Below are 13,479 nucleotides of genomic sequence, written 5' to 3'. Positions count from 1 at the left end.
GACACGTCCGAGCCCCGCCGGTCCTGACCGGCGGGGCTCGGGCGTGTCTCCGGGAGGCGCCGGCTCAGTTCGTGGAGTCGAGCCTGGTGCGCTGCTCGGGGGTCAGTTCGAGGTCCACCGAGGCCAGGCTCTCGTCGAGCTGCGCGACCGACGACGCTCCGACCAAGGGGAGGATCGGGATGTCTCCGCCCAGGAGCCACGACAGGACGACCTGGTTGACGGTCGCTCCGACCTCCTCCGCGACCTCGGCCAGCGCCGCGAGGCGGGCCGGGGTGCCGGCGTGCTCGAAGCCCGGCCCCAGAGGCTTGTCGTCACGGACGTACGCACCGGAGAGCAGAGGCGTGTAGGCGACCTGGGTGAGCGAGGGAGTCGCCCGTACGTAGCTGAGCAGGTCGCCGCTGACGAGGCCCTGGTTGCCGTCGGGGGAGCGCAGGCTCGGGGTGTCCATGCGCTGGCGCAGGTAGCTGTGGTGGTGCTGGAGCACCTCGTAGCCGGGAAGTCCGGCGGCAGCGGCCAGCGCACGGGCCCGCTCCACCCGCCAGGCCCAGTGGTTGCTGGCGCCGAGCAGTCCGGCGATGCCGTCCTCGACGACTCCGCCGAAGCCCTCGACGGTCTCCTCCAGGGGGGTGTGCTCGTCCATGACGTGTGCGTAGAGCAGGTGGATCCGCTCGATCCCGAGCCGGTCACGGCTGCGCTCGGCGGACTCACGGATCACCTTGGCCGAAAGACCCTCGATGTCGAGGCTGAACCCGCTGGTGGGGGCGTTCGGGCGGGCGCCCAGCTTGGTGGCGAAGGTGATCTCGTCACCGATTCCGCGGCTGCGGATCCAGCGCCCGAGCAATTCTTCGCTTTCACCACCCTGTGTCCCGTTGACCCAGAATGAGTAGTTGTTGGACGTGTCGATGAAGGTGCCGCCCGCCTCCACGAAGCGGTCGAGAAGGGCAAAGGACGTCGCCTCGTCGGTCACCGTTCCGAAAAGCATCGAACCGAGGCTCACCACACTGACCTCGCGGCGGGTCTTCGGGTCGCTGCCAATGACGCGGTATTTCATGTGCATCCTATCCGGAAGGGGATCCGTGCTCAGAAGACGGAATTGTTAATTCCGTGTCGACAATGTTTGAACGGCGGAAAGGGACTGGACCATCGTCTTCGCCACGGCTTCGAGATGGGGGACCAGAAAGAAGTGCCCCCCGCTGAAGACGTCGAGCCGGAAGCTGTCCGTCGTGTGGTCGGCCCACGCCTCCGCCATCGGAATGTCCACCCGCGGGTCGCTGTCCCCGATGAACGCGGTGACGGGGCAGTCGAGTCGGGGGGCGCCCTGGTAGCGGTACGTCTCCGTGGCGACGTAGTCGCTCCTCACAGCCGGAAGAATAGCGTCCAGCAGGTCCGGGTTCCTCAGCATCCGGGCATTCGTGCCGCCCAAGTACTCCATGTCGGCGATGAGTTCCTCGTCGGTCGCGAGGTGTACCGAGCCCGGCGCGGGGATGGACGGAGCCCGTCGCCCGGAGACGAACAGCGCCGTCGCCGCGGCCCCGCGTGCGCGCAGCCGGCAGGCGACCTCGAAGGCCAGGGTGGCACCCATGCTGTGACCGAAGAGGGCGAAGGGCTGCCCGACCCGGTCGGCCAGTTCGGCGGTGACGGCGTCGGCCAGGTCGGTCAGGCTCTCGATACAGGGCTCGTTGAACCGCTCCTGGCGGCCCGGGTACTGCACGGTCAGCATCTCGATCCCGGGCGCCAGGAGGGCCGAGAGCGGGTGGAAGTACGAGGCGTTGCCACCGGCGTGCGGGAAGCAGAAGAGCCGCAGCGCACAGGGATCCGCGGCGTGGAACCGGCGCAGCCACGGGGTGTCGGGCAGGTCCGCGGTCATCGGGCCCGGGCCGTGATGGGCACCCGCTTGTAGCCGGAGACGAAGTTCGAGGCGAGGCGCTCGGGCTTGCCGGCGGGCCGGAAGTCCTCGAAGCGGGTGAGGAGTTCCTCGAAGAGGATCCGCAGCGTGATCCGGGCGACGCTGTGACCGATGCAGTAGTGCGGGCCGATGCCGAAGGCGATGTGCTTGTTGGGCTTGCGGCGGATGTCGAAGTCCGTGGCGTCGGGGAAGACCTTCTCGTCCCGGTTGGCGGCGCCGAGCCAGACCACCAGCGCGTCCCCCGCGGCGATCCGGGTGTTGCGGACCTCCGTGTCACGGGTGGCGTAGCGCAGGAAGTGGTTGACCGGGGAGGCCCAGCGCAGCGCCTCCTCGACGGCGGTGTTGTTGACCTCCGGGTGGGCTGCCCAGTCCTCCAGCACCCCGCTGTCGATGAACTGCGCCATGACGAAGTTCGGCGAGTGCGGGGTGGTGACGTTGGCGCCCAGGAGAAGGCTGTAGCAGTTCGCCACGATCTCACCGGGGTCCATGTGGCGGCCCTCGAACTCGGTGGTGATCAGCACACTGAGCAGGTCGTCGCCGAGGTTGTTGCGGCGGAACCGGACGAGGTCCTGGAAGTAGGCGAACAGCTCCCGGTGCGCGGCCTCCAGGGTGGCCGCCTTGCCGCCCGCGTCCTGATAATCCGGGTCGTCCGCGGCTATGCACACCGTGGTGAGGCGGCTGAGCCAGGGCCAGTCGGTGCTGGGCAGGCCCATCATCGTGCCGGTCACGGACATCGGCATGGCCAGCATCGCCTCGGCGAAGTCGAAGGTGCCACCGTCCCCGAGCGGACTGATCAGATCGATGATCAGCGGACGGATCATGTCCTTCTGGCGCTCCACGGCCTTGACCGCCAGCGCCTTCTTCAGCCGGGTCTGCATCTCCGTGTGCCGGGGCGGGTCGGTGACGGCCAACTGCTTGCCGCCGGCCGGGTCGTCCGTGCCCAGGAGGTCGAGCATGGTGCCGCGCTCGGAGGTGAAGACGGCGGTGTCGCGCAGTACCCGCTCGGCGTCGTCGAACCCGACGACGTTCCAGAACCCCCGCTTGTCGTCGACCTCCTGCCGGGTCAGCGTGTCGAGGCCGCGCATCCGCTGCCAGACGGCGTGCGCGTCGCCGTCGCTGTAGATCAGCGGGTCGACGAGGTCAGTGGGTCCCTGGTGTACGGGGCATCTGGAAAACGGGGCGTCGTGGACCTTCAAGAGCTGTTGTCCTTCCGTCCGGTTCGGGGCCGACTTTCCGGAATTGATATGGGAAGAGTGGCGCGGGACAACATACAGGCGAACCGCAGAAATGGGCGTCGCTTTCCAGCCATGTGAGGCGGGTCAAGCCACTTTGTCGAATCTTTGAATTCGGCGTGTTAAGGACTGTACCGGGCCCGCCAAGATCACCCTTGACGTGTCATATCACGTGACGTAGCGTCCTCCCCCGGCTACGAACGGGCCCCTTTCCCACTCATGCCGGAGTCGGGAAGGCCGGGGCATGGGCGGCCGTACACGGGGGGGAATTCTTAGTGTTACCCGAATCCAATTTGGGAGATGGTCCCTGGTACCCGGCCACCCCTATGCAACAGGGCCTGTGGGTGCTGGACCGCGACGAACTGCTGCGGCCTACGCAGCTGGTCCCCTCGGTCGTCGAGTTCACCGGGCCGGTGGATCACCCGCTGCTGGTCTCGGCGGTCCGCCGGGCGCTGAGCCGGCATCCGTCGCTGCGGGCCCGCTTCCGGCTTGATCTGAAGCATCGCCGGGTCGAGTACAGCACCCATGAGGCGCCGGCTGACGCCGGGTTCCTCGACGCGGCCGCCGAGGGGTGGACCGAGGACGAGATCGACCGGTTGGTGCAGGCCCTGTGCGGCACTCCGTTCGACCTGGCCACCGAGGCCCCCGCACGGGCCGAGGTCATCCGGACCGGCGCCGATCGCACCCTCCTGGTGATCACCTCGCACCACATCGTGTTCGACGGTCTGTCACGCACGATGCTGCTGGAGGAGATCTTCACCATCTACCGCGCCGGACTGACCGGTACGGAACCGGAGTTGAGCAGCCCTCCGCACCCTGCCTCGGTGGTCGCCACACCCTCGGCGGAGGACGTGGCCGCTCAGGTCGAAGAGGTGGTCGAGCGGCTGCGCGGTGCTCCCACGGAGGTGCCGCTCCCCTTCGAGCGTTCCGGCGCGGCCAAAGGGGAAACGTCACTTCTCGGTACCACCATCACCACCGGCCTCGACCCGGAGCGGACCGCCGGCGCCTTGGCGGTGGCGTCCGAGGAGGGCTGCACCACCTTCATGCTGGGCGTCGCGCTGCTGGCCGGGACCCTGGCCCGCCGCAGCACCCAGCGGGACTTCCTCATCGCCTTCGCCTGGCCCGGCCGCGACCACCCGGACGCCGCCGACGTCATCGGCATGTTCATCACCACCGTGGTGCTACGCGTGTCACTCGAACCCGACACCACGTGGCGCGAGCTGCTGGGCAACGCGCGCGTCAGCAGCATGGAGGCGTTCATGGACAGCGACGTGCCGCTGGACGCGATCTCCGGCCGGCTCAATCCCGACCGCAACGCCCTCTGGCCGCCGCTGACCCCGGTGCTCCTCAACCTGGACGACGCGCCGCACGCCCCTGAACTCGCGCCGGGCGTCACGGGCCGGCTGCGTCCGCTCGACCCGCTGTACATCAAGTACGACCTCGCACTGTTCGTCCGCATCGAGGACGGTGCCGACGGACGGCGGCTGGAGCTGTCCCTGGATTACCCGGCAGACGTCAACGACCACTCCACCGTCTCCGCCTTCCTGTCGGATCTGCGGCGCAGTGCCGCGGACCTTGCCACTTCTCCGGAGGAAACCGTGCTCGAACAGTCCATCGACGCGATCGATCTCGACGACCCCGCCCAGCGGCTCGACCTCGTACGGTCCACCTGGCAGGAGGTCCTGCAGAGCGACGACATCGAGGACGACGTCAGTTTCTTCGAGTCGGGCGGTGACTCCCTCCTTCTCGTGATGCTCGTCGAGCGGCTGAGCCAGGCCTCCGGCCGCATGCTGCGCACGGTCGACCTCTTCAGATCCGCCACGGTGAGCGGCCAGGCGGACCTGCTCGCGGCCCCCTCCACGGAGCCGCGGAAGGCCGCCGGCCCCGCCGACAGCCGCCTCGGCATGCTCGACGCCGCCCGCAACCGGCGCGCGACCGAAGAGGCCGTCTGATGACATGCGCAGACCTGGCCGTATCCGTCCTCGGCGAGGGGACGGACCCGGCGGACTTCGCCACGGACAGCTTCATCGCACTCGGCGGCGACTCGCTGCGCGCCATGCGCCTGGCCGCGCTCGCCGAGGAACAGCTGGGTCTGCGCATCGCGGCGGCGGCGCTGCTGAGCGAGACCCCGCTCGCGACCGTGCTCTCCGGCGCCGAGCCGGTCACGGGGGCCGGCGCGGACCCCTCGGCCGGTGACGTCTCCGACGACGGCTCCCTCTCCCCGGCACAGCGCGGGATGTGGCTCATCGAGAGCCTGGCCGGCGGTTCTCCGTACAACCTGGTGTTCACCTGTTTCGTCGAGGACGGCGCGCTGGACCGGGACTGCCTCGCGAAGGCTCTGGCCGAGACCACCGGCCGCCACGAGGGGCTGCGCACCGTCTTCCGCGAGACGGAGCGTGACGTCGTGCGCGAGGTCCTGTCCGCCCACGTACCGGAACTGACGACGTACGTGTACGACGGCCCGACGGCGGGATTCGAGGAGTACGTCCGCCACGAGGGCGCCCGGCAGGGACGCAGGCCCTTCGACCTGTCCGCGGCCCCCGCCTACCGGTGGCTGCACTTCTCGCAGCCGGGAGGCGGCGAGGCGGTCGTCCTGGCCGCTCATCACATGGTGCTCGACGGCTGGGCGGTGGGGCTGCTCCTCACGGAGGTCTTCGCCCGCTACGGCGCACTCGCCGACGGAGCGGCCGAGCCGGACCTCGGCCCGGACGTACCGGTGGGAGTGCTCTCCCGCCGCCAGGAGTCCCTGCGCGCCTCAGGCGTGTGGGACGGCCAGGCCGAGCTGTGGAAGAGCCACCTCGACGGAGTGCCCAGGGTCCTGGAGCTGCCGGCCGACCGGCAGCGCCCGGCCGTCCAGGACGCCACGGGCGGTCGCAGCGCACTGGACCTCGGCCCCGAGGTGACCGCCGCGGTGACCGGACGGGCCCGGGAGCTCGGCATCACCCCGTACGCCTTCCTGCTCGGCGCCTTCGGCCTGACCCTGAGCCGGCGGACGGGCAGCCGGAGCCTGCTCGTCGGCGTGCCGCTGCTCGGTCGCGGGTTCTCCGAGCTGGAACACCTGGTGGCGGTGACGGGCAACCTGGTTCCGGTACGCGTCGACGTCGACGACGAGGCCACCGCCGCCGGGTACCTCCGCTCGGTCCACGCGTCCCTGGGGCGCAGCATCGACGCCGGGGACCTGCCCTTCGAGGAGCTGGTCGCCCGTCTGGGCGTCGAGCGCAGCCTCGGCTGCCACCCTCTCGTCCAGGTCTGCTTCGGCATGCACGACCAGCTCGTCCCGCAGGGACTGCGCGCCGGCTCCGCCCGGCTACGGGTCGAGGAAGGACATGGCGGCGGTTCGCAGTTCGACCTCACGATGCTCGTCGGGCACGCCGATCCGTCGTTCTCCGGCCATGTGGAGTACGCGACGAGCGTCTGGACCGAGGACGAGACCCGTGCGTTCGTCGCGGACTTCCGCGCCGCGGTCGAGCAGCTGGCAGCGGACCCGGCCGCCCGGCTGGAGGACGTCCGCTGCATATCCGCCGCGAGCCGAGCCCGGCTCGACGGGATCAACACGTCGGGCGACGACTTCCCCGGCAGCTCCCTCGACGCGCTCTTCCGGGAGGTGGCCGCGCGCACACCGGACGCCGTCGCCGTACGCGACGAGGCGTCCGTCCTCACCTACGCGCAGCTGGCGGTCGCCGCCGCCGAGCAGGCACGCCTGCTGCGGGAGGCCGGTGTCGGGCCGGGCGACCGGGTGCTGGTCGGCGTGGACCGGTCGGTCGCCGAGGCCGTCGCCGTGCTGGGCGTGCAGTGGGCGGGCGCCGCGTACGTCGGTGTGGAGCAGGGTGTGACCGACGCCCACCTGGCCAGGATCGTGAGGCGCGCCGCGCCTGCCGCGGTGCTGGCGGGGCCGGTTTCCGCGCCTGCCGCGTCGCGGGCGGCCGCGCTCGGAGTCCGTCCGGTCGCCACGTGGGAGCCGTCCTGGCCCTCGGCCGCGGAGGACGGCGCCGTGCCGTTCGCGCCCGAGGACCCCACGCGGCTCGCCTATGTGGCCTTCACCTCCGGGTCGACCGGTGAGCCCAAGGGCGTGTCCGTGCCGCACCGCGCCGTGATCAGGCTGGTCCACGAGGCCGGCTTCGTGCGGCTGGGACCCGGCGAGCGGATGCTGCGTCTGTCGCCGCTGGCCTTCGACGCCTCGACGCTGGAGCTGTGGGGTGCGCTGCTGACCGGGGCGACCCTGGAGGTGCACCCGCCCGGTCTGGCCTCGCCCACCGAGCTCGGGGCCTTCCTGCGGGAGCGCGGGATCACCGTCGCCTGGCTCACCGCGGGCCTGTTCCGTCTGGTGGAGGAGTTCGCCCCCGACTCGCTCGCCGGGGTGCGGCAGTTGCTGACGGGTGGCGACGTCGTCCCGCACGAGCACGTGGCGCGCGCGCTCACCCGCCACCCGGGCCTGGTCGTCACCAACGGCTACGGGCCGACGGAGAACACCACCTTCACCACGACCCACTCGGTGGAACGGCCCGAGGACGTCGACGGCCCGCTGCCGATCGGCACCCCGGTGCCGGGTACTCGCGTGTACGTGCTCGACGAGCGTCGGCGGGTCGTGCCGGCGGGCGCGGTCGGCGAACTCTACGCGGGTGGTGCCGGCCTGGCCGACGGCTACCTCGGCGACGAGGCCGAGACGGTGCGCTCGTTCGGGACGTTCTCACCGGACGTCGACGAACGTCTCTACCGCACGGGCGACGTCGTCCGGATGGACGGCCTGGGGCGGCTTCGCTTCCTCGGCCGGGCGGACGACCAGGTGAAGCTGCGCGGCTACCGGGTCGAACTGGGCGCGATCAGCGACGTCCTGACCGGTCACCCCGGGGTGCTGGACGCTGTCGTGCACGTCACCGACGGCGACAGCGCGGAGAAGCGTCTGGTGGCCTCGGTGGTGCCGGCCCCCGGAGGCGGGACCGGCGCGGTCGCCCTGCGCGCCCTGCTCAAGGAGCGGCTCCCGGCCTACATGGTGCCGAGCCTCTGGACCGTCGTGGACCGCCTCCCCCTGACCGTCAACGGCAAGGTCGACCTGCGCGCCCTCGCGGCGCGCGCGGTGCCGGCCGCACGGGCCGGACTGCCCGCGTCCGCGGACGGGGCGGGCACCGCGGCCGCACCTGCGGAACCGGACAGGACCGCCCCTGACCCGGCGCGGGAGAGCGCACCCTCACTGACGGAGCGGATCGCGGAGCTGTTCACCGCGGTCATCGAGGACCCCGAGGCGGCCGTCGCCGTGACCGCCGACACCGACTTCTTCATGGTGGGCGGCAACTCCCTCGGCGCGGTCCGGCTCATGCGCAGGCTCAAGGCCGAGCTGGGAGTGAGCGTGCGTCTGCGCGACTTCCTGCTGGCCCCGACACCGGACGGTCTGCGGGCACTCGTGGAGAAGGCCGGCGCCGAGTGAACCGCACGCGGACGAAGGCCCCGCCGCTGTCCCTGCCGGACGGCGCCGGGGCCCCGGAGTGGGACGAAGGGCTGGAGTGCTGGGTCGTCGCCGATCCCCGGCTGGCCCGGCAGGTCCTCAACCACACCGGCTTCACCTCCGGAACCTTCGAGCGTTCCTTCCAGCTGTACATGACGGAGTCCTCGCGCGAGGAGTTCCGCGAACTCACCGAGTTCCTGCGGCTCTGGTTCGTCCAGACCGACGCCCCGGAGCACGCGGCGCTGCGCCGTCCCGTGCAGCGGATCATGTCCGCCTCGTACGTCCGCTCCCTCGCCCCGCGCATCGAGGAGATCACCGAGGAGTGCCTCGACGATCTCGCCGCGGCCCGGCCGCACGACGTGATGCCGACGGTCGCCGACGGCATCTCCGGCCAGGTCATGGCGCACGTGGTCGGCGTCGGCGAGCAGCCGGCGGTGCTGCACCGCTGGTCGCGGGCGCTGTCCTTGTTCATCGGTGCCATGTACCGGCGGGACCACGCGGAGCGGGCGCACACCGCCATGGAGGAGATGGCCGAGGCGCTGTCCCGGGCCTCCGCCCCCGCGGCCTTCCCGCGCGACACACCGCTCGACCGTGCCCGTACGACCGCGACCTGGGCCATGAATCTCTTCGGCGGCCTGGAGACGACGGCGTCCCTCCTCGGCTCGGTCGTCCTGACCGCGCTCGGCGACAAGGCCGTCTGGGACGCGGTCCGCGAGGAGCGGGAGGGCGCCGTGGAGGCGCTCGTGGAGTCCGTGCTCGTGGCACGGCCGCCGCTGCGGCACCTGGGACGTGTCGTCGCCTACGACCAGGAGGTGGGCGGGAACCTGCTGAAGGAGGGCGATCTGGTGCTCGTCAGCCTCACCGGCGACAGGCTCCTCGCGGAAGGGGAACCGGACGCCCCGGCCACCGGCTGCCCGGTCACCGGAGCCACGGCCGTCAGCGGGGCGGACGAGGAGGCCGGGCGGCCGGAGCAGCATCTCGTCTTCGGCCACGGACCCCACTACTGCGTCGGCGCGCCGCTCGCCCGCCTGGAGGCGGCCGTCCTGCTGCGCCGGTTCGCGAAGCGGTTCCCGGACGCCCGGCTCGCCGACGAGGCCGCCGTCTGGGGCCCCAACCTCTCGTACGTGGGCCTCGACCACCTCTACGTCGACCTGGGGGTGTGAGCGTGCCGACGGAGAACGCCGTGGCCGTGGTCGGCATGGCCTGCCGGCTGCCGGGCGCCGATGACACGGACCGGTACTGGGCGGCGCTGACCGGTGGTGTGGACGGCATCAGCCGGTTCAGCCCCGAGTGGCTGCTGGCCCAGGGGGCGGACCCGGCCTATGTGGGCAGGGACAACTTCGTCCCGGCCATGGGGGTCATCACCGGCTCCCGTCGTTTCGACTGGCCGTACTTCCGGTACAGCCGGGCGGAGGCCGCGGCGATGGACCCGCAGCAGCGCGTCTTCCTGGAGTGCGCGACGACCGCCGTCGACGACGCGGGCATCGACCCCACCCGGTTCCCGGGCCGGATCGGGGTCTACGCGGGGGCCGACCGGGTCGGCCGCCGGGCCGACGACTCGCTGGGCGAACTCGCCCTCTACATCGGCCAGGAGAAGGACTTCCTGGCCACGCGCGTGGCCTACAAGCTGGGTCTGCGCGGCCCCGCGCTCACCGTCCAGACGGCCTGCTCGACCTCGCTGACCGCGCTGCACCTCGCGGCGCGCGCCCTGGCCGGCGGCGAGTGCGACGCGGCACTCGCCGGGGGCGTCACCGTGATGCCCAGAGGCGAGTGGGGCTACCTCTTCGAGCAGGGCGGCATCCTCTCGCCCGACGGGCGCTGCCGGCCGTTCGACGAGCAGGCGGGGGGCACCGTGCCCGCCGAGGGCGTCGCCGTGGTCGTGCTCAAGCGGCTCGCGGACGCGCTGCGTGACGGCGACCGGATAGCCGGGGTGATCGCGGGCACCGCGATCAACAACGACGGCTCCGACAAGATGGCGTACACCGCGCCGTCCGTCTCCGGTCAGAGCGAGGTGATCCGCGCCGCCCAGCGGATCGCCGGGATCGATCCGGCGGACATCGACTACGTGGAGGCGCACGGCACGGCGACCCGGCTCGGCGATCCGATCGAGGTGGAGGCGCTGACCGATGTCTTCCGGGACTCCACCGGGACCACCGGACGGTGCCTGCTCGGCGCGGCCAAGGGGAACATCGGGCACACCGGGGTCGTGGCCGGCGTCGCCGGGCTGATCAAGACCGTGCTGATGCTGGAGCGCGGGCAGATCGTGCCCACCGCCCACTTCTCCAGCCCCAACCCGCTGCTGGAACTGGAGGCTTCGCCCTTCCGGATCGCCGCGGCCAACGAGCCCTGGCCCGACCGCGGGACCCGTCTCGCGGCCGTCAGCTCCTTCGGGGTGGGCGGCACCAACGCCCACGTCCTGCTCCAGGGCGCGCCGAGCCGCGCTCCCCACAAGGGCCGTCCCGGCTTCCGCCCGCTCACCCTGTCGGCGGCCTCACCGGACGCACTCGGACGGCTGGCCGGGGCACTCGCCGACCGGCTGGCACCGGACGCCCCCGGCGAAGCGGCTCCCACGCTCGCCGAGGTGTCCCGCACCCTCGCGGAGCGGCGCGTGCACCGGCACCGCAAGGCGCTGGTCGCGGCCGACCCCGCGGCGGCGGCGCGACTCCTGCGAGGCGCGGCGGAGCCCGGTCCGCCTCCCGGGAAGCTGGGCAAGGCCGCCTTCCTCTTCCCCGGGCAGGGCACCCTGCGGCACGGCGCGGGCAGCGCCGCGTACCAGCTGCTGCCCGGTTTCCGGGCGGAGTTCGACGAGATACGCAAGGCCGTGCGCGACGCCCACGACGTCGACCTGACCCCGGTCGTCACCGACCCGTCGGACCAGGACTGGTTCGCCGACACCGTCCACCAGCAACTGGGGCTGTTCGCACTCGGCTACGCCTTCGGGCGCCAGTTGCAGGCATGGAACATCCGCCCCGCCGCGATGCTCGGCAACAGCATCGGCGAGTACGTGGCCGCCGCCCTAGCCGGGGTCTGGGCCCCGCAGGACGCCGCGGCCCTCGTGTACCTGCGGGCCCGGGCGATGTGGGACACCGAGCCCGGCCGCATGGTGAGCGTCGCCGCCTCCGCCGCGGAGGTCGTCCCCCGGCTGCCCGAGGACGGCGAGGTCACCGTCGCCGTCGAGGCCACCGGCTCCGTCGTCCTGTCAGGACCCGAGGCCGCGATGACGGAGCTGCTCGCGGGCGACCGTCTGGCCGGGCTGGAGACCACTCCGATCCACACCCGGCGCGCCTTCCACTCGAAGGCCATGGACGGGGCTGCCGAGAAGGTGCGGGCCGCCATTTCGTCGATGCCCGTCCGTCCTCCGCGGCAGCCCCTCATCTCCGGCACGACCGGACGGCGGGCCGATCCGCAGGAGGTGACCGACCCCGGCTACTGGGCCGCGCAACTGCGCAGGCCCGTCCTCCTCGGGGAGGCGATGCGCACCCTGCTCGGCTCGGGCTGCACGACGTACGTCGAACTGGGCCCCGGCAGCTCGATGACCGGCGGCCTGCGCCGCACCCCCGGCTGGGACAGCTCCTTCACCGCGGTGCCACTGACCTCCCGGCGCGAGGACCCGGCCGAGGCCGGGCTGCTGAGGGCGCTGGCCACCCTGTGGGAACTCGGCGCCGACCGCGCGCTGGAGGACGTGCTCGACACGGCGCCCGGCGCCGGCGAGGAGAGGCCGCTGCGCTGCTCCCTGCCGGGATACCAGTTCCTCGGTGAGGACCCGGAGCAGGCGGATCAGGCCGTCCCGCCCGCGCCGGTGGCGCGGCGCGTCCCGGCACCTGCCTCGTCACCGTCACCGGCCTCGTCACCGCCACCGTCACCGTCACCGTCACCGTCACCGTCACCGGCTCAACGGCCCGGCACGCGGGCCGTGCTGGCGGAGCTGTGGTGCCGCACCCTCGGCGTCCCGGCGGCCCTCGACGACGACAGCTTCTTCGCGTTGGGCGGGGAGTCGCTCATGGCCGTCACCCTGACGGCCCAGGTCAGGGAGCTCACGGGCTGTGTGCTGTCCGTGACGGACTTCTCCCGTGAGCCGTCGTTCGGCAGGCTGGTCGAGACCGTCGAGCGGCAGTCTCCCGCGCGGCCCGCCCCGGCAGCGACGGGCACGCTCCCGGTCCCGGGGGTCGCCACCCTGGCCGAAGGCGGCTCGGGCCGGCCCGTGTTCCTCGTCGCGGACGCCACCGGCACCGCACTCCCCTACCGGAACCTGGCCGCCCTGCTGGCGCGCCTCGCCGAGGACCGGCCGGTCCTCGGTCTGGAGGACCCCGGGGGCCCTCGCACCCGCACGATCCAGGCCATCGCTGCCGACCACGTCACCGCGCTGCTCCGCACCCAGCCCGAGGGCCCCTACACGCTCGGCGGATGGTCGTTCGGCGCGGTCGTGGCCCACGAGATGGCGTTCCGGCTCGCACGGCTCGGCAGGCGCGTGGACCTCCTCGTGTGCCTGGACGGCTTCGTGCCGGACACCGGAGGGCTGCCGGTGGCCTTCGCCCCCGAGTTCCTCCGCGCCGGACTGCGGTCCCAGGCCGAAGCGCTGCTCGGAATCGGCCCGGTGGCGCGGCGTCTGCGGCGCAGCGCGGCCCTGCGCAGGCAGTTCGCCGCCAACCAGGCGACGCTGCTGCGCTACCGGCCACGCCCCGTCGCGTGCCCGGCTGTGCTCTTCAAGGCGTCGAGCGGGCCGGCGGAGGCGGACCGGCTGCGCGGCCGGCTGTCGGGGCTCTACGGGGACGGGATCCGGGTCGAGCCGGTCGGCGGCGACCACTGGTCGATGCTCACCAGCCCGTACGCGGACGATCTGGCGCTGAAGCTGGCGCATGCACTTCCGGCCGAAGCATCGGCCGAGCAGAGAGAGAGATGAC

The 13,479-nt window shown here is 72.2% G+C and carries 7 protein-coding genes; 4 read left to right on the top strand and 3 right to left on the bottom strand.

The window, feature by feature from the left end:
- Positions 1 to 64 precede the first annotated feature (64 nt).
- From AB0C75_RS19845 to AB0C75_RS19835, 3 genes are read right to left on the bottom strand one after another with little or no spacing between them, the layout of a single operon-like run.
- Entirely contained in the window at positions 65 to 1,051 is a 987-nt protein-coding gene (locus AB0C75_RS19845) for an aldo/keto reductase (protein ID WP_362892486.1), read from the bottom strand.
- 45 nt (positions 1,052 to 1,096) lie between these two features.
- Positions 1,097 to 1,867 (bottom strand): alpha/beta fold hydrolase, encoded by a 771-nt coding sequence (locus AB0C75_RS19840; protein WP_362892484.1) that lies wholly within the window; start codon positions 1,865 to 1,867, stop codon positions 1,097 to 1,099.
- Positions 1,864 to 3,102 (bottom strand): cytochrome P450, encoded by a 1,239-nt coding sequence (locus AB0C75_RS19835; RefSeq protein ID WP_362892482.1) that lies wholly within the window; start codon positions 3,100 to 3,102, stop codon positions 1,864 to 1,866. Before AB0C75_RS19835 ends, AB0C75_RS19840 begins: the two co-directional genes overlap by 4 nt.
- A gap of 362 nt (positions 3,103 to 3,464) precedes the next feature.
- Between AB0C75_RS19835 and AB0C75_RS19830 the strand changes: the two genes are divergently transcribed.
- Genes AB0C75_RS19830 through AB0C75_RS19815 form a run of 4 tightly spaced genes read left to right on the top strand, consistent with a single transcriptional unit; the run spans position 3,465 to position 13,478 of the window.
- Complete coding sequence (locus AB0C75_RS19830; protein ID WP_362892480.1) at positions 3,465 to 5,090, top strand: condensation domain-containing protein; 1,626 nt, start codon at positions 3,465 to 3,467, stop codon at positions 5,088 to 5,090.
- Positions 5,090 to 8,560, top strand: coding sequence for an amino acid adenylation domain-containing protein (locus AB0C75_RS19825; protein WP_362892478.1), 3,471 nt, complete (start codon positions 5,090 to 5,092; stop codon positions 8,558 to 8,560). Before AB0C75_RS19830 ends, AB0C75_RS19825 begins: the two co-directional genes overlap by 1 nt.
- Positions 8,557 to 9,741, top strand: coding sequence for a cytochrome P450 (locus AB0C75_RS19820; RefSeq protein ID WP_362892476.1), 1,185 nt, complete (start codon positions 8,557 to 8,559; stop codon positions 9,739 to 9,741). Before AB0C75_RS19825 ends, AB0C75_RS19820 begins: the two co-directional genes overlap by 4 nt.
- Positions 9,742 to 9,743: 2 nt before the next feature.
- Positions 9,744 to 13,478 (top strand): beta-ketoacyl synthase N-terminal-like domain-containing protein, encoded by a 3,735-nt coding sequence (locus tag AB0C75_RS19815; protein WP_362892475.1) that lies wholly within the window; start codon positions 9,744 to 9,746, stop codon positions 13,476 to 13,478.
- Position 13,479 lies beyond the last annotated feature (1 nt).

It is taken from the genome of Streptomyces sp. NPDC048565 (assembly GCF_040650935.1).
Taxonomy (GTDB): domain Bacteria; phylum Actinomycetota; class Actinomycetes; order Streptomycetales; family Streptomycetaceae; genus Streptomyces.
The sequence above is the reverse complement of the archived record's forward strand: the minus strand, read 5'-3'. Positions and strand labels throughout refer to the sequence as shown.

Bases quoted from the DNA above. Each gene is read 5' to 3' on its own strand.
- AB0C75_RS19845 (WP_362892486.1), bottom strand. From the start codon at position 1,051: ATGAAATACCGCGTCATTGGCAGCGACCCGAAGACCCGCCGCGAGGTC.
- AB0C75_RS19840 (WP_362892484.1), bottom strand. From the start codon at position 1,867: ATGACCGCGGACCTGCCCGACACCCCGTGGCTGCGCCGGTTCCACGCC.
- AB0C75_RS19830 (WP_362892480.1), top strand. From the start codon at position 3,465: ATGCAACAGGGCCTGTGGGTGCTGGACCGCGACGAACTGCTGCGGCCT.
- AB0C75_RS19825 (WP_362892478.1), top strand. From the start codon at position 5,090: ATGACATGCGCAGACCTGGCCGTATCCGTCCTCGGCGAGGGGACGGAC.